The organism is Nonomuraea sp. NPDC052116, from assembly GCF_040680035.1.
Lineage (GTDB): Bacteria > Actinomycetota > Actinomycetes > Streptosporangiales > Streptosporangiaceae > Nonomuraea > Nonomuraea angiospora_A.
The window spans coordinates 55,468-80,256 of the sequence record NZ_JBFAWA010000007.1 but is presented as its reverse complement, the minus strand read 5'-3'; the positions used below and the strand labels follow the sequence as shown (position 1 = coordinate 80,256).

The window sequence follows — 24,789 nt, the reverse complement described above, 5'->3', positions numbered from 1 at the left end:
CGTGCGGCACCGGATCACGAGCGTAGGCGTCGGAGCGCTGCTGTCGCTGGGCCTGATCACCGCCCCTGCGGGCGCGCACGGAGCATTGGAGAGCCCGCTCAGCCGGGCGGCGGCCTGCGGCGCCGACAGCCCGCTGAAGACGCGGCCGGCCGCCTGCCGCGCCGCCGTGGCGGCCGGGGGGAAGACGGCGACCGCGGAATGGGACAACCTGCGGGTGGCGAACGTCGCCGGCAGGGACCGCGAGACGATCCCGGACGGCAAGCTGTGCAGCGGCGGCATCCCGGAGTTCAAGGGGCTCGACCTCGCGCGCGCCGACTGGCCCGCGACCACGCTCAAGCCGGGGGTGCGCTTCACCTTCCGCTACCGCGGCACGATCCCGCACCAGGGCACGTTCCGGCTGTACGTCACGAAGAAGGGTTACGACCCGACCAAGCCGCTGAAGTGGGCCGACCTGGAACGCAGGCCCTTCCTCCAGGTCACCGACCCGAAGCTGACGGACGGCTCGTACGCGATCAGGGGCCGCCTGCCCTCGGGCCGGACCGGTCGCCACCTGATCTACACGATCTGGCAGAACTCCGACACGCCGGACACCTATTACTCCTGTTCGGACGTCGTCTTCCGCAACACCGCCCCTGGTCCCGCCGCCGCCGGCGCGCGTGCCCAGCCCGGGCCGGCGACCGCGTACCGGCTCACCGGGTACACCGGGATGCCGTGGCTGGTCACCGCCGCGGCGCTGTTCGCGATCGGCGCCGGGGCGATGGTCATCCTCCTGGCCCGGCCGCGCCGCCACCGCTGACCACCTCCTAGCCCGGCGTGGGGTCGGTCTCCTGGTCGAGGAGGGCGGAGCTGAGGCCGCAGACCGCGGTGACCAGGTTTTCGCCCAGCTCGCGCCACGACCGTTCGGCGGTGGCCGGATCGACCCGTCCGGTGGCCAGGTCGCCTTCGAGCTCGGCGCACATGTGCACGATGAGCAGGCGGGTCATGGACGCGTACCGCTCGATCAGCGCAGGGTCGCGCTCCTGCCCGCGCGGGGGCCGCAGCTGCTCCAGGCGCTGGAACGAGGGCGTGCTCACGCTCGCCTCGGTGGTGTAATCGCGCAGGGACGGCTCCACGACGGCCTGGGCGAGGAAACGCCCGTACCAGGACGGGGTGCCCAGCTCGATGTGGTGCTCGATGCTCGGGGCGATGACGCAGGTGATCCAATCGCGGCGCGACACCTCGCCCGAGGACTCCAGCTCGGCCACCATCGGGGCCCGGAGCCGGTCGATCTCGGCCGCGTGGCGGGAGAGGATCTCCTGGATCAGCTCGTCGCGGGTGCTGAAGTGGTATTGGACGGCGGACTTGTTGCGCTGGCCCGCCGCCTCGCGGATCATCCTGATCGAGACGTTGGCGAACCCGTGCTCCGCGTAGAGCCGCTCCGCGGTGTGCATGAGCTTGTCGCGGGCGCGCAGCGAGCGGGGTGACGGCGTGGCGACCGCCGTGCTGACTTTCATGATCGATCCTTGAACTCGTCCTGCTGTGCCGTCCCCCGATCGATTATCGCCCTCGCCACGAGCACGGATGACGCCGGCGGCCCGCCGAGCGGTCCACCGGCGTCGTGCTCAGGAGGTCACCAGGTGACCCATACGTCCTGGAGCCCGCCCGACAGCCCTCCGGTGCGAAGGCGCAGGTCGTCCGGGGCGTCCCGCAACCGCAGGCCGGGCAGCCTGCGCGTCAGGGTGCCCAGCACGACCTGGAGCTCTAGCCTGGCCAGCGGCTGGCCGAGGCAGTAGTGCGGTCCCGCGCCGAAGGTGAGGTGCTGGTTGCTGTTCTGCCGCCGCGGGTCGAACCGCTCGGGGTCCGTGAACTTGGCCGGGTCGCGGTTGGCGGCGGGGACGTTGGGGATCAGCGTGCTGCCCGCGGGCACCGTGACCTCGCCGAGCTCGACGTCCTCGGTGAGGAACCGGGGCACCCCGCCGATGACCGACAGCGTGCTGTCCAGGCGCAGCACCTCCTCGACGGTGCCCGGGATCAGGTCGGGGTCGTCGATCACGGCCTCGTAGCGCTCCCGGTCGGCGAGCAGCATCGCCACCATGATCGCGATCATGTTCGAGGTCGTCTCGTGGCCGGCCAGCAGCAGGCCGCGCACGGTGGAGATGAGCTCGTCCTGGCTGAGCCGGCCGTCCTCGGCGTCGGTGATCTGGGTCAGCTCGCTGAGCAGGTCGTCGCCCGGGTTCTCCCGGTTGTGGTCGACCAGGTCGGACACGTACGAGGTGAACTCCTGGTACGCCTGGTCGACCTCCTCCTGGGTGTTGCGCGTCAGCGTGAGCATGGTCCTGGACCAGTGCGCGAACTTGTCCTGGTCCTCGCTCGGCGCGCCGACCAGCGCGCAGATGACCCGCACCGGGAGCGGCAGGCCCAGCCCGGCCGACAGGTTGCCGGGGGAGCCCTTGGCCAGCATCGCGTCCAGCAGGTCGTCGGTCATCCCCTGGACCTTGAGCCGCCACACCTCCATCTTCCGCGCCGTGAACCAGCGGCTGAGCAGGCGTCGCCACCGCATGTGGCCCTGCCCCTCCCTGATGTCCATGGTGCCTTCGTTGCGCCGGTTGAACAGCCCGCCGTCCTTGGTGGTGGACAGCCGGGCGGCGCCCTCCCTGGCGAGGTTGCGGCTGAAGCGCGGGTCCGCCATGACGGCGCGGGCATCGTCGTACCTGGTCACCAGGGTGGCCACGTCCCCGCTCGGCAGCCGTACGTGCGACACCGGGCACTTGTCCCGCAGCTCCGCCAGCTGTGGCGGCGGCTCCAGGGCGGTGGGGCGGTCGAACGGGAAATCGGGGATCGCGTCAGCGGTCATGTGGTCCTCCAGCTCGGAAGCCTGACCCTTCCGAATATAAGTCGGCCGCCTTATTAAGGCAATCGCCTTGAAAGCCGCGCCGAGCGGGCTCAGGCCGCGTTGGCGCGCTGGGCGGACTGGTAGACGGCCATTGCCTCGTTCCCGAAGAAGGGCCCGAACATGAACTGGGGGGCGAAGTCGTACTTGAAGCTGTTGACCGAGTTCAGCCAGCCCAGCCCGGTGGACTCGTTGAACCCCTGGAACCACGGCCCGCCGCTCGACCCGCCGGTCATGTTGCAGCGCAGGCCCTGGTCCCTGGTCTGGACGGTGTCGTTGAACGTGCGCCCGCTGCAGTAGATCAGCCGGGAGCCGTCGAAGGGCGCGGCCGCCGGATAGCCGAAGGAGAACATCTGCCGTCCCCTGGGCTGGTTGAACGCAATCCCCTGCCCGCCGACCACGTCGGTCAGCGTCTGCCCCTGCAGCGGCGCGACCACGGCGGCGGCGACGTCGAAGTTGATGTCCTCGTTGGCGTTCCACTGCTGCGTGGTGAGCAAGCTGGTGGCGACCCAGGTGCCGAACGGGCGCCGCCCGTTGTCGAACCCGGGCACGAACACCCAGTTGCGGTGCGCGGCCCCGTTCATCTTCACGCAGTGCCCGGCGGTCATCACGACGCTCTCATTGGCGCTGGTCACTGCCGAGCCCGAACAGGAGGCGTTGCCGCCCTCCGCGGTGGTGAAGAAGACGCGCCCGGTGGTGCGGACGACGGCGCCGCCGTCGGTCCACCGCAGGCCGGGGCTGTTGGGCACCACGGCCTGCAGACGCTGGTTGACGGCCTGGGTGCCGGCGACCGACCAGGCCGCGCCCCGGGTGGCGGCGCCGCTGCCGGTCGACCAGGAAGAGCGCTGGACCGAGCCGTTCCGGCTGGCCCACGGGGAGCCCTCGGTCGGCCCGCTCGACTGGCCGCGGCGCGGCGGCGGGTCCCCCAGCGGCTGCGCCGCCAGCATGCGCTGTGGTGTCCAGTACTGCAGGACGCTCCTGCGTTCCGACCAGGAGTCCGCGCCGGACCAGCCGACGGGCCTGGGACCGAGGCCGCTCGGTGCGCTCGCCTGGGCGGCGCCCGCCGGGACCAGCGCGCCCGCCAGAGCGAGCGCGACGGCGGAGAGCAGGACGACTCTGCGATGCATTCGTACCTCCCGAAACCGGAATCTGCCGCATGGAGGTACGTACAGCGCTAAGTATCTTCCTCAAGGCATGCACATATTGATATAGCGCCATTGCCGGACGAACTGCTGCCGATACCGGGAGTAACCGCCACCGCCGCCGCCATTTGCGATGATGAGCTGCGCTGTTCACGCAGAGGCGTCAGACTGTTACCCGCGGCCATCGCCCTTCGGCGGTCCAGGTCATAGACGCCGGGAGGACCAAGCGATGGCCGCACCCAGGTCTCGCGCCGTCGCGACGGCGCGAGCGCACTGTGGTTGACGGCCTCCTCGACGACCTGGCCGTCGTCGTCGAGGAGGTTCACCCGGAACTAGCGGCCCGTCTCGGTGGACCAGAGCGGGCGCTTGCCGTCGTAGATGACGACGTTGCCGTCGTCCTGCATCTCCAGCCGCGCGCCGGGGTTCTTGCCGGTCTTGGAGTCCCACAGCGGCGTCGTGCCCTTGTAGACGACCAGGTTGCCGTCCTTCTGCATCTCCAGCCGCGCGCCCGGGTTCCCGCCCGTCTTCGAGTCCCACAGGGCCTTGCCGGCCTTGTAGAGCACGAGGTTGCCGTCCTCCTGCATGGCGAACTGGTAGTCGCCGTTGCGGGAGCGTACGTACTGGTTGGGCTTGAGACCGTAGCCGGGCTTGAGCACGCTGATCGTGGCGTGGCGGGTCCACAGCGGGGTCTTGCCGGCGTAGATGACCAGGTTCCCGTCGTCCTGGACGGCCAGGCGGGCGTCGGGGGTGTCGGTGTTCGAGGCCCACAGCGGGGTCTTGCCACGGTAGACGACCAGGTTCCCGTCCTCCTGCATGGCGGCGAACGCGCCCGGGCTGTCGCCGGTCTGGCTGCTCCACAGCGGCGTGCTGCCCCGGTACAGGACCAGGTTGCCGTCGGTCTGCTGCTGCAGGACGTAGTCGCCGCCGGACGACCGTACGGAGTCACCCGCCTTGAGCAGCTGGCCCGGGTTCAACCACGTCGTACGCTCGACGCCCGCCGTGACGCTGTGGGCCGTGGCCGCCGACGCGGAGGGCGCGACCGAGCCCACGACCACCGCGCTCGCCAGCGCCAGGGCCCCGACGTATGCCGATATCTTTCGCATGTTGCTCCCCAGTGAGGTGATCAAGGAGAGCGACACTAATCAACGGCCGCCATGGGGCCGGCTCATTTCGAAAGGCCTGAAACTGTCGGCCCGCTACAGCAGATCCTCGTGGCGGACGGCCGCCTCCTGCCTGACCTCCGCCAGGAACGCCTCGACCGGACCCCGCCGCAGCGGGTCGGTGCTCTCGTCGGCGAGAGTGCCCAGCGGGTGCACGCGGTGCACGTCCAGCAGCCAGCAGCCGTGGATGGCCTCCAGCAGGTTCTCCAGCAGGTCGAGGGCCGGGCGGGCCGGGTCGAGCGGGGTGATCGGCAGGTAGACGGCGTCGAAGTCGAGCCCGAGCTCGGGGTGGTCGGCGTGGGCCCGCTCGGCGAGCTCCTCGGCCGCGGTGATGCGGTATCTGGCCTCCGTGACGCCGCTGAGGTGACCCTCGGCGATGTGCAGCGCGTGGCGGATCATCGGCATGACGGCCTGCCGCGGAGACATGCCGGCGCCTATCGAGGTCACGATCTCGGTGAGGCTCTCCTGGACGAGCGGCCTGATGCCGTCGACCCGGGCCACGACCTGCGCCGGGTGCAGGCGGGCGCGGCGGGCGGTGGTGGAGGCCGCCGCGTAGAGCCAGTGCGCGGCGGCGATGGCGGCCGCGGCCGGATCCACGTGGGTGAACAGCTCCTCGGGGCCGAAGGGGTGCCGGTGCAGCAGGCCGTCGGCCTGGGCGACCTGCAGAGGGGAGGCGTCCTCGCGGCTGAGGACGACGGCCTGCTGGGCGCGGTCGGACAGGTCGCCGAGCTCGGCCTGCTGGATGGCGGCCAGCTCGTCGGTGACCTCGGTGATGATGCGGACCGTGAGCTGCGAGATGTCGAAGGCGCGCAGGGAACGGCCGACACGGTGGGCGCTGTCCTCGACCCGGGTGGTCGCCGTGGGGAACGGGCTGCCGATGGAAGGGCCCGGGCTGGTCAGCGCGGGGACGATGGCGGCGAAGGCGTCGCGTTCGCACTGCCGGTACCAGCCCAGGCTGTTGGGCCCGTGCCGCTCCGCGGTGCTGGCCGGATGGGTGTAGCAGCGCCAGCAGGCCTGCGACAGGTCGGTCAGGGACGTGGCCAGCCGCAGGGCGTCCCAGGGGGAGCGGGCCCTGGGCAGTTCGGCGACGGTGGTGGCGCTGTCGCCGATGCCGGTGCTCCATTGGGCGATGAGCATGTTGCGGCTGTGATCTATGGCGTACCGGGTCACGCGACCTCCTCGGCTGAAGGGGGCGGGGTGAGCGTGATGGCATGCCCAGGATGCTGTATTCACGGGTACCCCGGAGGGGATTCGCTCCGACTGCAGGTCGCTGATCTGCGCTTTTGCCGGGAAATGCGGCGTAATTCCTCTGTCAGAAGCCGAAGGCCGCCAGGCGGCAGGGCCGCGCGCATCGCGTTCGCCGCGCGCGGCCCCCGGTGGCGTCAGGAGACGGACAGGTAGAACGCCGAGTCGCCCCGCACCCTGAAGCCGACCTGGCTGTAGACGGCGATGGTGTCCAGGCGGTTCTCGCCGCACGCCGACGACGGATTGAGCTCGACGGACAGCGAGCGCGGAGCGGAGTACTCGCCGATGGGCGTGACGTGGATCGCCGTCGCGCCGGTGAAGTCGACGCTCTCGTCCACGGACACGCAGTAGACGCCCCTGTACGGGTGCCAGACGTCGTTGACGTGGCTGCCGTCGATCAGGGAACCGTCCATGTCCACCTCGGCCGACGCCTGGGCGTACGGCGTGTCCGCGTGGGCGGCGACCGGCGTCAGGACGGCGGCGGCGGCGAGCACTCCTGCGGCAATGCGCCTGATGTTCTTCATTGGTTGTCCCTTCGGGCCAGATCAGGAGATGGAGAGGTCGAAACCGGAGTCGGCGAGCCGCGCCGTGTGGGGGTTGAAGACGTTGACCGTGACGGTGTTGGTCCGGTGGCAGGTCGCCGAGGGGTTCCTGAAGGCGATGTGCGGCAGTCGCAGCGCGTGGCGCGCGGTGATCTGGATGACTGCCTCGGTCACGTCGACGTCTTGGGCGACCTGCACGCAGTACTTGCCGGTGGTCGCCCGCCAGGTCGCGACGATGTTCTTGCCCAGGTTGAGCCTGCCGTCCGCGTCGACGACCGCCGCGGCCCGCGCGTACGGGGCCTTGAGTTCGTCGGCGTACACGGCAGGGCCGGTTGCCAGGACGAGACCGGTGGCGGTCAGAGCGAGCCCGCCCGCCAGGATACGACGGAGCATGAAGTCCCCCTCGGTTACAGACAGATGTGTGCCACGACAGAAAGTAATTACGGGAGGGGGATTGCGACGCGAGCCACCCCGGAAGGCGACGCTCAAGCTTTTTTGATCAACCGCAAGTGAACCCGTGGCCCATCGCAGGCGTCATGCCTCCTCCGGCGGCCGCGTTCGCGGCCGCCGGAGGAGTGCGGTTCAGGCCGGCATCAGGGTGCCCAGGCCCCTTGGACGGCGAAACGGACACTGGGGTCGAGGGAGATATCGAACATGATGCCGACTATCGCCCCGAGGATGGATCTCCACCAGGATGTGGCGCCGGGGATGTCCGGAACTTTGGGAGTCTGGTCCTAAGGGGGCGGGATCGCGGGCCCGTAACGTCGTGAACTGCACCTTTGGGAAGGTTCTGACCTGTTTATCCGAAAAATACACATCTTGTGGCCTTCTGCCGAGACGGAAGAACGTCAGTGGGAAGGATTAGCGTGGGGCGGTATGTCCCGGGCGAGGGCCGGCGATCGGTCCCGATGCCATGGATGTCTCAGCGTTCGAGCGGAGGGAAGCGATCGTGGGGTCTCTCGCGGGCGGTGAGCTGCCCCCGGATGACGTCGTCGTCACGGCCCTGCGCGCCGGGGACGAGGCGATGTTCGCGGCGCTGCTCGACACCTGGTCCGGGGGCATGTTGCGGGTGGCCAGGTCCTACGTGTCCACCGACCACTCCGCGGAGGAGGTCGTCCAGGACACGTGGCTGGCGGTGATCGGCGGGATCGACGCGTTCGAGAGCCGCTCGTCGGTCAAGACGTGGGTCTACCGCATCCTGATCAACACCGCGAAGAAGCGCGGCGCCCGCGAGAGCCGCACGCTGCCGTGGAGCTCCTTCGAGCACGACGGCGTCTCGGTGGCGGACCAGGGCTTCGACGCGGTGCTGCCGGGCGGCTGGAAGGAGCTCCCCGCGACCTGGCCGACGCCGGAGAGCGAGGCGCTCGCCTCGGAGGTGCGCGGGCTGATCGCCGAGGGGCTGGCGAGGCTGCCTCCCCGGCAGCGGATCGTGATCACCTTGCGTGACGTGGAAGGGTGCACGTCCGAGGAGGTGTGCGAGATCCTGGAGATCTCCGAGGCCAACCAGCGGGTGCTGCTGCATCGCGCCCGCACGGCCGTGCGCGGCTGGCTCGCGGACTATTTCGAGTCCGTGAAGCAGCCGGAGTAGCCGGTGGGCTTCTCCTGGGCGGCGAAGCGGCGACAATAAGTGAAACGGTTCATATCCAGAGGCAAGGGCGGTCGACGTCGTGAAGCGGTTCACCTGCGACGAGCTGGCGGGACTCATCACCGCCTACCTTGAGGACGCCCTCGACCGGCCCGCCCGCGACGGCGTCCGGGCGCATCTGGCCTGCTGCGAGGGGTGCGAGCGCTACGTCGAGCAGTTCCGGGCGACCATCGACGCCCTCGGCGACCCGCATCCGGAGAAGCTGCCCGCCGACATGCGCGACCGGCTCATGTCCGCCTTCCGCGAGCGGCGCCGGTTATGAGCCGGGGCCTGTACGGAAGCTCGCCCGCAGCGCGGCGAGCACCGGCGCCGGCATGACGTCCTCACGCAGGCAGCCGAGCGCCGCGATCGTCGCCAGGATCTGCGCCCGCCACTCCGAACACGCCGGGCAGGCGTCCAGATGGTCCGCGACCAGCCGCCGTCGCCCCGCCGGGAGCGCCGCCTCCAGATAGTCCGTGAGCAGCTCCAGCACGTCGTCGCACCCGAGGTCGTCCGCTGCCCGCTCCATGTGACCTAGTCCCGGTCACGTCCCATCCGTTACACGAAAATCCGCCTGTAACGTTCGCGCGCCTCGCGGGTCTGTAGACCTGTGCGCCACGCGAAGGGGACGACGATGATCGGGCTGACGTCCGAGAGCACGCCGCTGCGGGACGCCTCCGGGGTGGCGGATTTCGCGCGCCGCTGCTTCCAGCCGGCCGCGCAGGATCCGGACGCCGAGGAGCGGGTGGGCGTCGAGCTGGAGTTCCTGGTCTTCGACCGTGCGGCGGCGGCCGCGCAGGTCCCGATGGCCGAGGTCGAGCGGGCCGTCCCGGCGCTGCCGGGCGGCAGCCGGGTGACGTTCGAGCCGGGCGGGCAGCTCGAGCTCTCCGGTCCCGCGGCCCCGCTGCGGGACGCGCTCGACGGCTTGGCCGCCGACGTCTCCGCCGTGCGCGCCGCCCTGCGCCCGGCGGGGCTGGTGCTGGCCGGGGTGGGCCTCGACCCGGTGCGCCCGGCCCGCCGCCAGCTCCGCCTGCCCAGGTACGACGCCATGGCCGAGTTCCTCGGCGAGCCGTACGGGGCCCTGATGATGTGCTCGACCGCCTCCGTCCAGGTCAACCTGGACCTGGGGGAGCGGCCGCAGGCCCGCTGGGAGCGGGCGCACGCGCTCGGCCCCGTGCTGATGGCGGCCTTCGCCAACTCGCCGCTCAGCGGCGGCCGGCCGTGCGGCTGGATGTCGGGCCGCCAGGCCGTCTGGGACCGCCTCGACCGCACCCGGACCGCGCCCGTGCCCGATTCCGGCGACCCCGCCGCCGATTGGGCGGACTACCTGCTGGACGCGCGGCTCATGCTGGTGCGGGAGGACGGCGAGCGATGTCGCCCGGTCCGCGACGGCTCGACGTTCCGCGACTGGCTGAACGGCGCGGGCGAGCGCCGCCCCACCGCCGACGACCTGGCCTATCACGCCACGACGGTCTTCCCCCCGGTACGGCCCAGGGGCTGGCTGGAGATCCGTTACCTCGACGCCCAGCACCCGGCGGCCTGGCCGGTGTGCGTGGCCGTGACCCACGCCCTCGTCGCCGACGACCGGGCCGCCGACGCCGCGCTGGCCGCCGTGGAGCCGTACCTGGGACCCGGCCGGATGCCGAGCCGGGAGTTGTGGCGGGACGCGGCGCGGTGCGGGTTGACCGAGCCGCGCCTGAGCCGGGCCGCCGAGGCGTGCTTCCGCGCCGCGCTGGAGGCGCTGCCCCGCCTCGGCGCGGACCCCGGCCTGGTCGGCGAGGTGGCCGCGTTCGCCGACAGGCATGTGACAACGGGCCGCTCACCGGCGGCCGACCTGATGGATCCGGTGCCGGGACGGCGCGTCCCGGCCTGGCTGAACGGGGAAGGACGGCAATGACCGACTCCAAGGAACGCATCGCGGCCGAGCTCCTCGCCGTGCGCGATCGGTCGCTCGCCTACACCGAGGCGGACGACGACCTGCTGGTGCGTCAGCACTCCCCGCTGATGTCGCCGCTGGTGTGGGACCTCGCGCACGTCGGCAACTACGAGGAGCTGTGGGTGCTGCGCGCGGCCGGCGGCATCGAGCCGATCCGTCCCGAGATCGACGACATCTACGACGCGTTCAAACATCCGCGCAAGGACCGTCCCACCCTGCCCCTCCTGGGCCCGGCCGAGGCCCGCCGCTACATCGAGGGCGTACGCGGGCGCGTGCTCGACGTCCTCGACGCGATCGACCTGGAGGGGGCCGACCCGCTGCACCGCGACGGCTTCGTGTTCGGCCTGGTGATCCAGCACGAGCACCAGCACGACGAGACCATGCTCGCCACCCTGCAGCTGTCCGGTCAGCCCGGCCTGGTACGCGAGGGCGACCTGCCGCAGGGCCGGACCGGCGGCCCCGAGGAGGTGTACGTGCCCGCGGGCTCCTTCATGATGGGCGCCGCCACCCTCCCCTGGGCCTACGACAACGAACGCCCCGCCCACCAGGTGGACCTGCCCGCGTACTGGATCGACCGGCTCCCCGTCGGCAACCGCGCGTACTCGGCGTTCATCGAGGGGGGCGGCTACGACGACCCGCGCTGGTGGTCCGCCGAGGGCTGGCAGTGGCGGCAGCGCAGCGGGGTGGTCGCGCCCCTGTTCTGGGTCAGGGAAGGCGACGCCTGGTGGCGCAGGCGCTTCGGCCGCACCGAGCCGATCCCCATGGACGAGCCCGTCCAGCACGTGAGCTGGTACGAAGCCGACGCCTACGCCCGCTGGGCCGGCAAGCGGCTGCCCACCGAGGCCGAGTGGGAGAAGGCCTGCGGCTGGGACCCGGAGGCCCGCCGCGCCCGCCGCTACCCATGGGGTGAGGAGGCCCCCGACCCGGCCAGGGCGAATCTCGGCCACCGCGCCGCCCACCCCGCGCCGCTGGGCGCCTACCCGGCCGGGGCCAGCGCGTACGGGGTCGAGCAGATGGTCGGAGACGTGTGGGAATGGACCGGCTCCTGGTTCCAGCCCTACCCGGGCTTCCGCGCGTTCCCCTACAAGGAGTACAGCGAGGTGTTCTTCGGCCAGGAATACCGGGTGCTGCGCGGCGGCTCCTGGGCGGCCGACCCGGCGGCGGTCCGCACCACGTTCAGGAACTGGGACTACCCGATCAGGCGGCAGATCTTCACCGGGTTCCGCTGCGCGCGTTCGGAGCTGGTCTAGGTGTGCAGGCACGCGGCCTGGCTGGGCGAGCCCCGCCCGCTCACCTGGCTCATCCACGAACCCGAGCACGGCCTGTTCAAGCAGTCGTACGCGCCCCGGCACCAGCGCAACGGCATGATCAACGCCGACGGTTACGGCATGGGCTGGTACGACTCCACGCGCCCCGAGCCCGTGCGCTACCGCCGTACCGTGCCCATCTGGTCCGACGCCAACCTGCCCGCGCTCGCCCAGATCGCCCGCTCCACCTGCCTGCTCGCGGCCGTGCGCTCGGCCACCGCGGGCATGCCGATCGAGGAGAGCGCCACCGCGCCGTTCACCGACAAGGGGTGGCTGCTCAGCCACAACGGGCGCGTCAGCAAGGACGTGCTCCGCGACCTCGCCGACGACCTGGCCGGTCGCGCGGAGAGCGCGTGCGACGCCGCCTGGGTGGCGACTGCCGTGTTCCTGCGCGGGCGCGCCGGGCTGGGGCTGGGCGAGGCGCTGGCCGAAGTCGTCGTCCACGCCGGGAAGAAGGATCCCGGCGCCCGCCTCAACCTGCTCGCCTGCGACGGCGCCTCGATCGCCGCGACCGCCTGGGGCGACACGCTCTTCCACCATCGAAGCCACGACGGCGTGCGCGTGGCCAGCGAGCCGCTCGACGACCTGCCGGGCTGGCAGCCCGTTCCCGAGCGCAGCCTGCTGACCGTCACCCCCGACCGCGTTGCCGTGCAGCCGTTGTGATCTCACCATAGGAGGCCTCATGGCCGTCAGCCAGTCGTCCGTGCATGTGATCAACCATCTCGACCGTGACTACCTGCGGCAGGCCCTCGAACGTGACGTCAGGATGGGTCTGACGTCCTCGCCGAAGTGGTTGCCGCCCAAGTGGTTCTACGACACCGCGGGCAGTGAGCTGTTCTCCCGCATCACCCGGCTGCCCGAGTACTACCCGACCCGGCGCGAGCTGGCGATCCTGCGGTCCCGGGCCGCGGACCTGGTCGCCGCCTCCCGCGCGGACACGCTGGTCGAGCTGGGGTCGGGCACCAGCGAGAAGACGGAGCTGCTGCTGGAGGCGCTCTCCGCGGCGGGCACGCTGCGCGCGTACACGCCGGTGGACGTGGACGCCGTCACGCTCGAAGCCGCGTCCCGCCGGGTCGCCGGGCGCTTCCCCGGGCTCGACGTGCGGGCGGTGTGCGCCGACTTCGAGCACCACCTGGGGCTGCTGCCGCGTACCGGGCGGCGGATGGTGGCCTTCCTCGGCGGCACGATAGGCAACCTCGAACCCGTCGCCCGCCGGGTGTTCCTGAAGGAGGTGCGGGCCACGCTCCGGCGGGGGGACACGTTCCTGCTCGGGGCCGATCTGGTGAAGGACACCGAGCGGCTGGTGGCCGCCTACGACGACGCGGCCGGAGTGACGGCCGCCTTCAACCGCAACGTGCTCCACGTGATCAACCGGGAGCTGCGGGCCGACTTCGAGCCGGAGGCGTTCGAGCATGTGGCGCTCTACGACGAGCGGCACGAATGGATCGAGATGCGGCTGCGGGCCGTCCGGGACCTGCGGGTGCGGGTCGCGGAGCTCGGGCTGGAGGTGGACTTCGCCGCGGGGGAGGAGATGCGTACCGAGATCAGCGCCAAGTTCCGGCCGGAAGGGCTGCGGGCCGAGCTGGCCGGGGCGGGCTTCCTCGTCCGCCGCGGTTACACCGACCCGGACGGCGACTTCACCCTGATCCTGGCGGAGGCATGATCCCCGGAACGGGGCAGGTGGCGCCGCCCGCCGGGGCCGGGCCGGACGCGTCGGCCGCCGGAGTCGGGCCGGACGCGCGGGCCGATCGGGCCGGGTGGGCGGCGCGGGCCGGTGAGCTGTGGCGGGCGGCGCGCAGCGTCGTGCCGCCCGGGCATCTCGACGCGGCCGGCTGCAACGTGCCCAGCGACCGGGTGCTCGACGCGGTCGTGGCGCACCTGCGGCTGGAACGGGAACGCGGCGGCTACGCGGCCGTCCCCGACCTCACCCCGGCCAGATCGGCCCTGGCCGGGTTGGTCGGGGGCGGTCCGGCGGACGTGGCGTTCCTGGAGAGCGGGACGGCGGCGATGGCGGCCCTCCTGGGCGGGTGGCGGCTCCCGCCGGGCAGCCGCGTCGGCCACGCGCGCACCGAGTACGGCGGCACGCTGATGCTGCTGCACCGCCTGGCCGCCCAGCGCGGCTGGCAGCCGGTCGAGCTGCCGGTGGACGGCGACGCCCGTCTCGACCTCGAAGGGCTGCGGGCCCTGCTGGCGGCCGGGCTCGACCTGGTGATCGTCTCCCACGTGGCCTCCCATCGCGGCGTCGTGCAGCCCGCCGAGGAGATCGGGGCGCTGTGCCGTGGGGCGGGGGTGCCGTTCGTGCTCGATGTCTGCCAGTCACTCGGGCATGTCGAGGTACGCGGGGCGGGTGCGACCGCGTACGTGGGGACGTCGCGCAAGTGGCTGGCCGGGCCGCGCGGCGTCGGCTTCCTGATCGTCCCCGGGCTCACGCCGGCCATGGACGCCGCGGTTCCCACCCTGGGTGGCTACTCGTGGAGTTCTGATAGCCAGCCGCCCGAGTGTGGCGGCCCGGTGCCGTTGCCCGGGGTGGTGCGGTTCGAGAGCTCGGAGGCGGCGGTCGCGGCGCGGGCCGGGCTCGGGGCGGCCGTGCTGGAGTATCACGAGCTCGGGCCGTTCGCGGTCCAGGCGCACCTGGCCGACCTCGGCCGTACGGCGCGCGGCGTGCTCGACGGGGCCGGCGGGTGGCGCGTGGTCGAGCCGCTCGACGAGCCGTCCGCCCTGGTCACGCTCCGGCCGCCGCCGGGAGACAGCGCGCAGAGCGCCGCCGTCCGGGCCGCCGAGGCGTCGCTGCTGGTCAACGTCGTACCGACCGCCCGCGCGCCGCTGGACCTGCGCGAACCCGTGCTCCGCGTCTCCCCGCCACCCGGCACACCCGTGGAGACCCTGCACGCCCTGGCCCGCGTCCTCGCCCGCTGACACCGCGCCCGCTGACGCCACGACCCGCTGACACCCCGCCCGCCGCACCCGCTGAAACCGCACCCGCTGAAACCGCACCCGCTGAAACCGCACCCGCTGAAACCGCGCCCGCTGAAACCGCGCCCGCCGCGCCGGTCTGAGGGCGGCCCGTCACGCCGGTCAGACGGCGGCTCGCCCCCCGGTCAGATGGCGCTCAGGACCGAGAACCAGACGACCTTGCCGCCGTCCGCCGCGGTCACTCCCCAGTCGTCGGCGATCGCCGAGACGATCTGCAGCCCCCGCCCCGAGAGCGCGTCCGCGTCGGGCGAGCACGGGCGGGGCTCGCCGTCGCCCGGATCGAAGACCTCCCCGTACAACCGGTCCGCACGATCCTCCAGGCGTAACGCGTACGCCGACCCGCCGTACCGGACGGCGTTGGTCACCAGTTCGCTGACGATGAGCACGCAGTCGTCGATCAGCCTTTCCAGGCCCCAGCCGGTCAGTTCGGTCCGGACCAGGGAGCGCGCCTCGCAGACACCGGCCGGCACCGACGGCAGCAGGTACGCGACCGCGCGAGTCGGAGCGGCGGACAAGGAGCTGGGGCGGGGGGACATACGCATCACGTCTCTCAGATTGGGAGCGCTCCCAACTCCACGATAAGCTCTCGCCTTCACTTATGCGAATGCGATTTCGTTACGATTCCGGGCTCGGAAAGACGCGTCAGGGGATGTGGGCGACGGCGCCGTAGTTGCCCGACGCGCTCGGCTCGTCGGCGCAGGCGAGGTCACGCCCGCCGGGGTGCCACTCCGGCACCCACACCAGCCCGGGCTCCATCAGGTCGAGGCCGTCGAGCAGGGCCGCGACCTCCTCCCGCGAGCGGATCGCGAGGCGGGGCAGCGTCATGGCGACCATGTCGCGGATGGCGGGCAGCAACTCCGGCGGGACGGCGTCGAACGTGGTGTGCAGCAGGCCGAGGAAGCTGCCCTTGGGCGCCGCGTGCTGGAGCCGCTTGACGACGTAGTGGGCGTACTCGTCGTCGTCGAGGCTGTGCGACGACAGCAGGAGCACGGCCAGGGGCCGCTCCCAGTCGATGAACGTCTGGATCACGTGGTCCTGGAGCATCTCGTCGATCTCCCGCACGTCGCCGTCCACCACGCGGACCAGGTCGGTGAAGGGCTCGATGGTGGCCTGGGCCGTGGCCACCACCATCGGGTTGTTCTCGACGTACACGACGCGTACGGCGGACCCCGGCGAGGCGCGGCGGGCTACGTCGTGTAACCGGTTCCCGGCCGAGAGGCCGCTGGGGACGCCACTGCCCACGATCATGAACTGGTCCACGCCTTCGGCCGCCAGGTGGGCCACCACCCGGGACAGGAATTGTAGAACGGCGCGGGCCGCGGTCGTGAGGGCAGGTGTAACTTGATCAAAATGGCGCACCACGTCTTTGTCCGCCAGGAAGTTGTCCTTCCCACCTGCGGCAGCGTCGAATATCCGAGTGATTCTGGCTTGCGTCGTGTCGAGCCTGGCCAGGTTTCGGACAGCACGTCGGTGCATGAGCGTTGTCCCCTTTCCCCTCGCCGCTGACCTTTTTGCGGTAAGCGATCTTTGGACTTCACTCGATGACTCTGACCATATGTTCCAACAATTCCAGTCAATGACAATACGATAGACCGGTTATTTCGGGAAATGTTTGTGACCAGATTCTTCGTGACGCGGCCGGCGTAATAGATCGTCCGCGAGTCATCCCTGGTCAGCGGCACTGTCAAGCCGCGCAGGGTACCCGGCGGGCGGCGCAGAAAGTCGCCAGGGCTCGTGGACGTACGGGGTTGCCACGGCGGCGAGTTCGGGCACATAGCGCTGCACATAGTGGCCCTCGGGGTCGTAGCGCTTGGCCTGACGTAGGGGATTGAAGGTGCGATTGGGACGGGTGTCGTTCCCCGTGCCCGCGACCCATTGCCAGTTGCCCGAATTGTCGGCCACATCGCCGTCGAGCAAGTGCTCGAAGAAGTGCCGTACGCCGTCGCGCCAGTCGAGGCCGAGATGCCTGACCAGATATGCGGCCGTGATCAAGCGGGCCCGATTGTGCATCCAGCCCTCGGCGAGCAGCTGCCGCATCCCGGCGTCCACGATGGGCAGCCCGGTCATCCCGGCCTGCCACGCCTGCAGCGCGTCCTGGTCGTGCCGCCAGCGCCGTTCGGGGTGGCGGTAGTTCTCGCGGCCGATGCGCGGGAACGCGTACGTCACCTGATGGTGAAAGTCCCGCCAGCAGAGCTGGCGGACGAAGGCCTCGCTGCGCTCGGCGCGGCAGGCCAGCTCCAGCGGCGACAGGCAGCCGAAGCGGAGGTACGGGCTGAGCCGCGAGGTGCGGTCGCCCGCCAGGTCGTCGTGCCCGTCGGCGTAGCCGTCCAGCCCCTGGCGCAGCCAGCGGTCGGCGCGCTCGCGGGCCGCCGGCTCGCCGCCGGGCATCGGCCCGGGCGGCTGGGGCCGGGGCAGCCGCCCGGCGGCCAGGCCCGAGGGCGTCCGCACCGTGCGCGGCGGCGGCAGGACCGGGCGGCGGGGGTGGCGGGTCCACGCGCGCCAGTAGGGGGTGAAGACCCGGTAGTGGTCGCCGCCGCCCGAGGGTCGCAGCGCGTCCGGCGGCACGACGGTGACGCCGGGGAAACGCAGGTACTCGATCCGCTCCCGGACGAAGCGCTCCTCGCGCCGCCTGGCGAGCGAGCTGACGTCCGCGCCGGCGCAGATCGTCGTGGCGTCCACCTCGGCGGCCAGCTTCATCGTCTCGTGGACGACGTCGCCCTGCCGTACGACCAGGTCGCCGTCGCGGGCGCGGAGCGCGGTCCGCAGCTCGGCCAGGCACTCCAGGAGGAAACCGTGCCGGTTCCCCTCCGGTACGGCCGGGTCCAGCACGAACAGCGGCACCACCCGCTCGGCCCGCTCGCAGGCGGCGACGAGGGCGGGGTGGTCGTGGACGCGCAGGTCCCTGTTGAACAGCACGATCGCCGTGGCCATGGGGACAGTGTGAGCCGGACGCCGTTCGCCGGGCTCGCGGGAGCGCCGGGGGGACCCTGCCAGGAGCTCCAGGTGGGCCGCTACGCCGCGCGCAGGCGGATCAGGCGGATGCCGTACATCACCAGCCAGACCACCCAGATCAGCCAGCCCGCGAGGCCGATGAGCCCGAGCGGGCCCTCCGCCTTCATGACCAGGAAGGCCAGGCAGGCCGAGGTGAACTGGAGCAGCGCCGCCGCGAACCCCAGCGTGCCCTCCCAGGGGCGCAGCAGCTTCGCGCGCAGGCCCGCCACCGACAGGCCGACGAGCGCGATGGCCAGGAACGTGCCGTTGAGCGTGAACACCGCGTCGTGCCACGCCCACAGGCCCGGGGTCGCGGCGGGGTCGGCCGGAGCCGTTCTGGCCAGTGCGAGGCGGGCGGCCATGATCCCGGCGAAGGTGACGTTCTGCAGGATGAGGCCGGCGAAGCCGACCAGGGACCACGCCTCGCCCCGCTCCCGTTCGGACGTCCACAGCGCGGAGACCGCGCCCGCGCCGAACACGGTGGCCAGCACCCAGGCGACGGGGCCGAACGCGGATCCGAGGCCGACGACGTGGCCGTTCGCGCCGAAGAACGCGTTGACCTCGTCGAGCCCGGCGCCCGTGAGCGGCAGGCCGGCCGGGGCCATGATCAGGTTGGCGGTCACGATCGAGGTGGCGAAGCCGATGGCGGCGATGCCGCCGATCCAGGAGAAGCGCATCCGCTGGTTCCTTTCGCTAGTTATATTCAATATAAGTAGCGTAAAGCCTTAGGGTGCAAGTCATGGAGGCAGAGGTGGGGCCGCGCCGTTACGACTCGCTGCGCCGTACGACGCAGGCGCTGGAGACGCGGGCCGAGATCGCCCGAGCCGCGCGCCGGCTCTTCGTCGAGCGCGGCTGGGCGGCGACGACCGTTCGTGACGTGGCCCGCGAGGCGGGGGTCTCCGTGCCGACGATCTACTCGGTGTACGGCAACAAGACCGGCCTGACCCGGGCACTGGCCGACGCCGCCGACCTGTCGGCCGACCCGTCCCAGCAGCTCGCGGAGCTGGAGGCCCCCGGGACGGATCCCGCGCGGCAACTGGCCGCGATGGCCGGCGTCGACCGGCGCCTGTACGAGCGCGCCGGTGACGTCATCACCCTGCTGCGCGAGGCCGGCCGCGTCGAGCCCGAGCTGGCGACGGTCTACCGCGACGGCCGCAGGCGGGCCGACGAGACCCGCACGGCGGTGTTCTCCTCCTGGCCCGCCGGCGCGCTCCGCCCGGGCCTGGACGTGCCGGCGGCCGTGGACGTCTATGCGGGCATGTGCAGCATCGACGTCTACGCCACGCTCACCGCCGAGCGCGGCTGGTCACCCGAGCGGGTCGAGCGCTGGTGGAGCGAGGCGCTGGTCCGCGAGCTGCTGAGCTGACCGAAGGCGGCCTTCTCGTGATCGGCCTGCCGGTGGACCAGGCGGCGCCTGTCATCCACTGGTGGCCACGTGAAAGGGCTCGCGGGTGGCGGCGGCGCAGTCGCGCCACCAGTGCAGGCCGGCGGCGTCGGCCTGCTGTTCGAGGGCGGTGAGGTGGGTGGCGGCGGTGCCGTGGCGGCCGGTGGCGGCGGCGAGCAGGGCGAGGTACCAGTCGACGGGGCCCAGGCACAGGACCGCCGACAGGGCGGAGATGCGGCCGCTGTAGGGGAGCAAGGTGGTGTAGACGGCGCGGCATTCATGGGTGCGGCGCAGGTTCGACACGTACGAGTGCAGCGTGGGCAGGGCGCTGGGCGGCGGCGCTCCGGCGTACAGGTCGTCGATCAGGGCGTCGGAGGAGACCACCGTTCCCCGCGCGACCAGCAGCCGCGCCAGCACCGCCCGCGGGCGTGCACCGCCCAGCGCGACGGCCCGCCCGTCGCCGGCACGGACCTCCAAGGGCCCCAGAACTCGGAATTCCACCGGCCAAGTGTGATCAAGCCGACTTGGAGAACACTGCAGCTCAGCTTGGAACCGATGGGGGCCACTTAGTCCGATCAGAAGGCGAAAGATGCTCGATCATCCGCGATTACCCCCTCCTCTATCGGCGTAACTCGGGTTACATTCACGGTGATTTGCCCTCTCTTATCCCCCCGAGTAGACCGAAGGGAGAGGCAATGCGAGTGAGAACCGTGATCGCGGCCGTGTCTGCGGCGGCGATCCTCCTGCCCGCCGCCGCCCACGCCTCCGGGAGCGCCGGGAGCGCCGGGAGCGCTGAGAGCGCCGCGAGCGCCCTGGCCCCGCCTCCCGACAGTGACTTCCAGAAGGTGACGCTCAACGACAATCCCGGCGAGCCGATGGACCTGGCGGTGTTACCGGATTCGAGGGTGCTGCACACCACCCGGCGCGGCGAGGTCTGGTTGAACGACCCGAAGACCGGCCTCAACACGCTGGCCGCCCGGCTCGACGTCTACCGGCACGACGAGGAGGGGCTGCAGAGCATCGCCCTCGGCCCCGGCTTCGGCACCGGCTCCAAGAAGGACGACTGGGTCTACCTCTACTACTCGCCACCTCTCGACACCCCGATCGACGACCCCGCGACGCCGGACGTCAACGAGGGCGACGCCCCGGTCACCGGCACGGCCGCGGACTTCGCGCCCTTCAAGGGGCTGATCCGGCTGTCCCGGTTCCGCTTCACCGGCTCCACCATCGACCTGCGTACCGAGCAGCGCGTCCTCGACGTGCCCGTGGACCGCGGCATCTGCTGCCACGTCGGCGGGGACATCGTCTTCGACGCCGCCGGCAACCTCTACCTGTCGACCGGCGACGACACGAACCCGTTCTCCTCCGGCGGCTACACCCCGCTCGACGAGCGGGCGGACCGGAACCCGGCGTTCGACGCCCAGCGCAGCGCTGGCAACACCAACGACCTGCGCGGCAAGATCCTGCGCGTCAAGGTCCGCCCGGACGGCTCCTACTCGATCCCGCGCGGCAACCTCTTCCCGCCGGGGACCGCGGGCACCCGGCCGGAGATCTACGCGATGGGCCTGCGCAACCCGTTCCGCATCGAGGTCAACCGGTCCAACGGTGACCTCTACGTCGCCGACTACTCGCCCGACGCGGGGGAGGCTGACCCCAAGCGGGGTCCGGCGGGGAACGGCAAGTGGACGAAGATCCGCAAGGCGGGCAACTACGGCTGGCCGTACTGCGCGACGGCGCGGCTCCCGTACGTCGACTACGACTTCGCGACCGGCGCGTCCGGCAACGCGTTCGCCTGCGCCGCGCCCGTCAACGAGTCGCCGCACAACACCGGCCTGCGCCGGCTGCCGCCGGTGGTCCAGCCGGACGTGTGGTACTCGTACGGGCCGTCGCAGGAGTTCCCGCAGCTGGGCACGGGCGGCATCGGCCCGATGGCCGGGCCCGCGTACGCCTACGACCCGCGCGCCGCGCAGGGCCGCACCACCGTGGCCTGGCCCAGGTACTACGACGGCGTCCCGCTCTTCTACGAGTGGACCCGCGACTACGTCAAGGCGTTCCACCGTGACGGGCGGATCGAGGACGTGCTGCCGTCGCTCGTGTTCGACAACCCGATGGACATGGAGTTCGGCCCCGACGGAGCGCTCTACGTGCTGGAGTACGGCGACGGCTACTTCCAGGAGAACCCCGACGCCCAGCTCTCACGCTTCGACTACATCGGCAACACCGGCAACCACACTCCCGTCCCGGCCGCCGCCGCGTCGGTGACCGCCGGCCACGCGCCGCTCACCGTCAACTTCACCAGCGCCGGCACGACCGACGCCGACGGGGACCGGATCCGCTACGCCTGGGACTTCGACGCCGACGGTCGGGTCGACTCCCGCAGCCCGCAGGCGTCGTACACGTACCGGCAGAACGGCCTCTACAACGCCACGCTGCGCGTCAGCGACGAGGCCGGCAGGTCGGCGGCGACGTCGGTGCGGATCGTGGTCGGCAACGCCGCGCCGGTCGTCGAGCTGGTCCGGCCCGCCGACGGGCAGACGTTCAGGTTCGGCGACGCCGTCGAGTTCGAGGTGCGGGTCACCGACGACCAGCCGGTGAACTGCGCCAACGTGACCGTGGACTACATCCTCGGCCATGACGAGCACGGCCACCCGCAGACCACGGCCCGCGGCTGCACGGGCTCCATCCAGACCACCGTGCCGAGCGGGCACGATCCGGAAAACGACCACCTCACCGGCGTCTTCGTCGCGACCTACACCGACCCCGGCGGCGCGGACCTGCCCTCGCTGACCGGCAGCGACGAGGTCATCCTCCAGCCCACACGTTAGGAGACCCCCCATGTGCTACGGATACGGTCCGAGCAGGCGCTCCCTGCTCGCCGCGGGCCTCGGACTCGGGGCGGCCGCCGTCGCCGCCGCCTCCCCGGCCGCCGCCGCGGCCACCGCGCACCACCCGGGCAGGAACCGCATCCCCCGGGACCAGATCAGCATCCAGCTCTGGACGGTACGCGACGACCTCGCCAAGAACTACGACGCCACCCTCGCCTACCTGGCCGAGACCGGCTACCCGAAGATCGAGGTCGCGCTCGGCTACTTCGGCCGCACGGCCAAGCAGCTCCGTACGTTCCTCGACGGGCTCGGCATCCGGGCCAGCTCCAGCCACGACGGCCTCACCGCCGACCAGGCCGCCCTGGACACGAAGATCGACAACGCGCTGACCCTCGGCCAGTCCTTCATGGTCGTCCCCTACCTGAACTCGACCAGCCTGGACGAGTGGAAGGCGTGGGCCGAGCGCATGAACGTCGAGGCGCAGGCCGCCCGCGCGGCGGGTCTGCGCTACGGCTACCACAACCACGCCCACGAGTTCACGACCGACCTCGGAGGCGGGAAGACCCCCTGGGACGTGCTCACCTCCGAGCTCGACCCCCGCCTGGTCCACCTGGAGATCGACATCTACTGGGCGGTCACCGGCGGCGTCGGACGCGGCGCCGCCGACCCGGTGCGCTTCGCTCTCGACGTCATCCGCAGGGCGCCGCAGCGCGTGCTGCAGTTCCACGTCAAGGACCGGCACCTGGACGGCGACATGGCCGACCTCGGCACCGGGACCATCGACTTCCGGCGGATCTTCGACAAGCACCAGGTGAAGGAGTACATCGTCGAGAACGACACTCCCGACGTGACTCCCCGGCAGACCGCGGAGGTCGGCTACCGCTACCTGCGCAAGCTCCGATACTGACCACACTCGGACCCGCCGAGCCCGCCCGCGGGGCCGGGCTCGGCGTTTAGTTCAGCGCGAAACCATTCAGTACGATGCCTTCGTGACGCGATGGCTCAACGACGACGAACAGCGGGCCTGGCGGGCCTTCGGGCTGGCCAGCCGCCTGCTGACCGACCGCCTGGAGCGCGACCTGCTGGCCGGGGCCGGCATGCCGCCGACCTACTACGAACTGCTGGTCCTGCTCTCCGAGGCGCCTGAGCGGACCATGCGCATGAGCGAGCTGGCGCACTGGACCAACTCCAAGCCCAGCCGCATCTCCCACGCGGTCAACAAGCTCGAGGAGAAGGGATGGGTGCGCAGGGAGCACTGCGTGGACGACCGGCGTGGCTGGCTCGCCGTCCTGACCGACGACGGCCTGGCCGCGCTGCGGGCCACGGCTCCCCGCCACGTGGCCAGTGTGCGCGAGCACCTGATCGACCTGCTCACCCCCGAGCAGCTGCGGCAACTGGAGGACATCAGCCAGGTCCTCCTCGATCACCTCATCGAGCCGGGCGGCGCGCAGTAGGCGGCCCGGGCCCGTCCCCGCCGCCGCGTATACGCGCCGTCAACGTTCCGCATGCGGGCGGGTCCTACGGTCGTGGGCCATGTCGAGTCATCGGATATCGCCGGAGCACCGGTACCCTCCCGAAGCTCCGGAGAGCGCCGTCGCCACAGGCCCGGAGCAGGGGCCGGAGCAGGCGCAGGAGGACGGCGGCGGCGTCATGGCGCTGCTCGAACGCATCGGATCCGTCGTCGTGCCGATCACGGTGGCGCTCTACGCGGTCCTCTACATCGGCGTCGAGCAGATGTACGCCGTCTTCGGTGTCAACCCGCAGCAGGTGGGCGTCGACCAGTCGGTCCTGCTCGGCCGGCTGACGAGCACCCTGGTCCTGCTCCTGCTGGTCGCCCTCCCGCTGCTCGGCGTCATCGCCGGCCTGGCATGGCTGATCGACAAGCTGACCGGCGGCGCGGCGAACAGGCTCTACCAGGGGATCAGGAAGCGGCCCTGGATCGCCGCCACGGCGGCGGCGCTGTGGTGCGGGGCGACGTACTGGGGCATCTTCCGCATCTTCGGCACGCTGGACCTGTTCGTCATGGTCGTCGTCGCGGTGGGGCTGGGCGTGCTGGCCTTCCTGATCCCGTTCCGGCTCATGCGCCGCAAACCCGTCGGGCGCGCCGGTACGAAGGTGATCGTCGGCGGCCTGACCGGCGTCGGCCTGGGGTTCCTGCTCATCCTGAGCCTCGTCGAGGGCGCGATCGACGTCCAGGAGACCGGCCAGGCCAGCGAGCTGCTGAGCGCGGTCGGCTTCCAGGACCAGTGGATGGTGGTCAAGAGCGCCGAGGACGACAAGCCGCTCTACGACGGCCGCTGGATGATGCTGCTCGGCGAGAGCGACGGCACATACGTCATGTACGACTGCGACAAGCTCGAGACCTTCCGCAGGCCCATGGAGACCACCAACCTCAGCCGGATCCAGCTCGATCCCGAGCGCAGAGAGGGCTTCACCTGCGGCGACCTCGCCCAGCAGGACAGCGGCAACTAGCTCCGACCCATCGCGAACACAAGGAGAACACAATGATCACCATCCTGCTCGGAGCCGTGCTCGGCGGGGCCGTCGTGGGCGGCCTGGGCCGGCTGCTCCTGCCCGGACGCCAGGACATCGGCTGGTTCGCCACCATCGCCGCGGGCATCGTCGCCGCCGGGGTCGGCACCGGGATCGCCTACCTGTTCGGCTTCAGCGAGAAGACCTGGCTGGTGATCGTCGTGCAACTCGTCCTCGCCGTCGCCTGCGTGGCGGCCGCCACGAGCATGCTGGGCAAGAAAAGCAGGTCCTGAGGCCACGGACGCGGCCGTCGCCGGAG

27 protein-coding genes are annotated in these 24,789 nt (G+C 71.4%); 14 read left to right on the top strand and 13 right to left on the bottom strand.

Going from position 1 to position 24,789, the window contains the following annotated elements:
* Position 1: 1 nt before the first annotated feature.
* Entirely contained in the window at positions 2-796 is a 795-nt protein-coding gene (locus AB0L65_RS15130; RefSeq protein WP_364245017.1) for a lytic polysaccharide monooxygenase, read from the top strand.
* 7 nt (positions 797-803) lie between these two features.
* On the opposite strand, the gene AB0L65_RS15125 is transcribed toward AB0L65_RS15130, so the two are convergent.
* From AB0L65_RS15125 to AB0L65_RS15095, 7 genes are all read right to left on the bottom strand, one after another.
* Positions 804-1,493, bottom strand: coding sequence for a helix-turn-helix domain-containing protein (locus AB0L65_RS15125; protein ID WP_364245015.1), 690 nt, complete (start codon positions 1,491-1,493; stop codon positions 804-806).
* Between the two features lie 116 nt (positions 1,494-1,609).
* Positions 1,610-2,833 (bottom strand): cytochrome P450, encoded by a 1,224-nt coding sequence (locus AB0L65_RS15120; protein WP_364245013.1) that lies wholly within the window; start codon positions 2,831-2,833, stop codon positions 1,610-1,612.
* Between the two features lie 89 nt (positions 2,834-2,922).
* On the bottom strand, positions 2,923-3,996 hold the full coding sequence (locus AB0L65_RS15115) for a peptidase (protein ID WP_364245011.1): 1,074 nt from the start codon (positions 3,994-3,996) through the stop codon (positions 2,923-2,925).
* Between the two features lie 347 nt (positions 3,997-4,343).
* Positions 4,344-5,114 carry a hypothetical protein gene (locus tag AB0L65_RS15110; RefSeq protein WP_364245008.1) on the bottom strand — a complete coding sequence of 257 codons (771 nt, stop codon included), beginning with the start codon at positions 5,112-5,114 and terminating at the stop codon, positions 4,344-4,346.
* 93 nt (positions 5,115-5,207) lie between these two features.
* Complete coding sequence (locus AB0L65_RS15105; RefSeq protein WP_364245005.1) at positions 5,208-6,341, bottom strand: hypothetical protein; 1,134 nt, start codon at positions 6,339-6,341, stop codon at positions 5,208-5,210.
* A 212-nt stretch (positions 6,342-6,553) separates the two neighbouring features.
* On the bottom strand, positions 6,554-6,940 hold the full coding sequence (locus tag AB0L65_RS15100) for a hypothetical protein (RefSeq protein ID WP_364245002.1): 387 nt from the start codon (positions 6,938-6,940) through the stop codon (positions 6,554-6,556).
* 21 nt (positions 6,941-6,961) lie between these two features.
* Positions 6,962-7,351, bottom strand: coding sequence for a hypothetical protein (locus AB0L65_RS15095; RefSeq protein ID WP_364244999.1), 390 nt, complete (start codon positions 7,349-7,351; stop codon positions 6,962-6,964).
* 556 nt (positions 7,352-7,907) lie between these two features.
* On the opposite strand from AB0L65_RS15095, the gene AB0L65_RS15090 reads away from it, so the two are divergent.
* Both AB0L65_RS15090 and AB0L65_RS15085 read left to right on the top strand, forming a co-directional pair.
* Positions 7,908-8,546 carry a sigma-70 family RNA polymerase sigma factor gene (locus AB0L65_RS15090; protein WP_350723388.1) on the top strand — a complete coding sequence of 213 codons (639 nt, stop codon included), beginning with the start codon at positions 7,908-7,910 and terminating at the stop codon, positions 8,544-8,546.
* Between the two features lie 79 nt (positions 8,547-8,625).
* On the top strand, positions 8,626-8,865 hold the full coding sequence (locus AB0L65_RS15085; RefSeq protein WP_364244996.1) for a zf-HC2 domain-containing protein: 240 nt from the start codon (positions 8,626-8,628) through the stop codon (positions 8,863-8,865).
* On the opposite strand, the gene AB0L65_RS15080 is transcribed toward AB0L65_RS15085, so the two are convergent.
* Complete coding sequence (locus AB0L65_RS15080; protein WP_364244993.1) at positions 8,860-9,111, bottom strand: zf-HC2 domain-containing protein; 252 nt, start codon at positions 9,109-9,111, stop codon at positions 8,860-8,862. The two genes, AB0L65_RS15085 and AB0L65_RS15080, sit on opposite strands and share 6 nt — an antisense overlap.
* Positions 9,112-9,216: 105 nt before the next feature.
* Here AB0L65_RS15080 and egtA point away from each other — a divergent pair, with 105 nt between their 5' ends.
* The 5 genes from egtA to egtE are packed head-to-tail and all read left to right on the top strand — an operon-like array spanning position 9,217 to position 14,741.
* Complete coding sequence (gene egtA, locus AB0L65_RS15075) at positions 9,217-10,479, top strand: ergothioneine biosynthesis glutamate--cysteine ligase EgtA (protein WP_364244991.1); 1,263 nt, start codon at positions 9,217-9,219, stop codon at positions 10,477-10,479.
* On the top strand, positions 10,476-11,768 hold the full coding sequence (gene egtB, locus AB0L65_RS15070; RefSeq protein WP_364244989.1) for an ergothioneine biosynthesis protein EgtB: 1,293 nt from the start codon (positions 10,476-10,478) through the stop codon (positions 11,766-11,768). The genes egtA and egtB overlap by 4 nt, the downstream gene beginning before the upstream one ends.
* Complete coding sequence (gene egtC, locus AB0L65_RS15065) at positions 11,769-12,488, top strand: ergothioneine biosynthesis protein EgtC (RefSeq protein ID WP_364244987.1); 720 nt, start codon at positions 11,769-11,771, stop codon at positions 12,486-12,488.
* Between the two features lie 19 nt (positions 12,489-12,507).
* The gene (gene egtD, locus AB0L65_RS15060) at positions 12,508-13,488 is read left to right on the top strand and encodes an L-histidine N(alpha)-methyltransferase (protein ID WP_364244985.1); all 981 of its coding nucleotides are present in this window, start codon (positions 12,508-12,510) and stop codon (positions 13,486-13,488) included.
* Positions 13,485-14,741, top strand: a complete 1,257-nt coding sequence (gene egtE / locus AB0L65_RS15055; protein ID WP_364244983.1) for an ergothioneine biosynthesis PLP-dependent enzyme EgtE — start codon at positions 13,485-13,487, stop codon at positions 14,739-14,741. Before egtD ends, egtE begins: the two co-directional genes overlap by 4 nt.
* 182 nt (positions 14,742-14,923) lie before the next feature.
* Here egtE and AB0L65_RS15050 read toward each other — a convergent pair whose 3' ends face one another.
* The 4 genes from AB0L65_RS15050 to AB0L65_RS15035 form a co-directional block, all read right to left on the bottom strand.
* Positions 14,924-15,340 carry an ATP-binding protein gene (locus tag AB0L65_RS15050; protein ID WP_364245783.1) on the bottom strand — a complete coding sequence of 139 codons (417 nt, stop codon included), beginning with the start codon at positions 15,338-15,340 and terminating at the stop codon, positions 14,924-14,926.
* A 100-nt stretch (positions 15,341-15,440) separates the two neighbouring features.
* Positions 15,441-16,274 carry an SAM-dependent methyltransferase gene (locus AB0L65_RS15045; protein WP_364244981.1) on the bottom strand — a complete coding sequence of 278 codons (834 nt, stop codon included), beginning with the start codon at positions 16,272-16,274 and terminating at the stop codon, positions 15,441-15,443.
* A 186-nt stretch (positions 16,275-16,460) separates the two neighbouring features.
* Positions 16,461-17,729, bottom strand: a complete 1,269-nt coding sequence (locus AB0L65_RS15040) for a deoxyribodipyrimidine photo-lyase (protein ID WP_364244979.1) — start codon at positions 17,727-17,729, stop codon at positions 16,461-16,463.
* 80 nt (positions 17,730-17,809) lie between these two features.
* Complete coding sequence (locus AB0L65_RS15035) at positions 17,810-18,466, bottom strand: hypothetical protein (protein WP_364244976.1); 657 nt, start codon at positions 18,464-18,466, stop codon at positions 17,810-17,812.
* A gap of 62 nt (positions 18,467-18,528) precedes the next feature.
* Here AB0L65_RS15035 and AB0L65_RS15030 point away from each other — a divergent pair, with 62 nt between their 5' ends.
* Positions 18,529-19,155 carry a helix-turn-helix domain-containing protein gene (locus tag AB0L65_RS15030; RefSeq protein WP_364244973.1) on the top strand — a complete coding sequence of 209 codons (627 nt, stop codon included), beginning with the start codon at positions 18,529-18,531 and terminating at the stop codon, positions 19,153-19,155.
* 51 nt (positions 19,156-19,206) lie between these two features.
* Here AB0L65_RS15030 and AB0L65_RS15025 read toward each other — a convergent pair whose 3' ends face one another.
* The gene (locus tag AB0L65_RS15025) at positions 19,207-19,674 is read right to left on the bottom strand and encodes a hypothetical protein (RefSeq protein WP_364244970.1); all 468 of its coding nucleotides are present in this window, start codon (positions 19,672-19,674) and stop codon (positions 19,207-19,209) included.
* Between the two features lie 194 nt (positions 19,675-19,868).
* Between AB0L65_RS15025 and AB0L65_RS15020 the strand changes: the two genes are divergently transcribed.
* From AB0L65_RS15020 to AB0L65_RS15000, 5 genes are all read left to right on the top strand, one after another.
* A complete protein-coding gene (locus AB0L65_RS15020) occupies positions 19,869-21,998 on the top strand; it encodes a PQQ-dependent sugar dehydrogenase (protein ID WP_364244967.1) in 2,130 nt (709 codons plus the stop codon).
* Positions 21,999-22,008: 10 nt separating this feature from the next.
* Positions 22,009-22,905 carry a sugar phosphate isomerase/epimerase gene (locus AB0L65_RS15015; protein ID WP_364244965.1) on the top strand — a complete coding sequence of 299 codons (897 nt, stop codon included), beginning with the start codon at positions 22,009-22,011 and terminating at the stop codon, positions 22,903-22,905.
* An 82-nt stretch (positions 22,906-22,987) separates the two neighbouring features.
* On the top strand, positions 22,988-23,452 hold the full coding sequence (locus AB0L65_RS15010; protein ID WP_364244963.1) for a MarR family transcriptional regulator: 465 nt from the start codon (positions 22,988-22,990) through the stop codon (positions 23,450-23,452).
* A 79-nt stretch (positions 23,453-23,531) separates the two neighbouring features.
* Positions 23,532-24,470 carry a hypothetical protein gene (locus tag AB0L65_RS15005; RefSeq protein ID WP_364244961.1) on the top strand — a complete coding sequence of 313 codons (939 nt, stop codon included), beginning with the start codon at positions 23,532-23,534 and terminating at the stop codon, positions 24,468-24,470.
* A 32-nt stretch (positions 24,471-24,502) separates the two neighbouring features.
* Positions 24,503-24,763 (top strand): GlsB/YeaQ/YmgE family stress response membrane protein, encoded by a 261-nt coding sequence (locus AB0L65_RS15000; RefSeq protein WP_364244958.1) that lies wholly within the window; start codon positions 24,503-24,505, stop codon positions 24,761-24,763.
* Positions 24,764-24,789 lie beyond the last annotated feature (26 nt).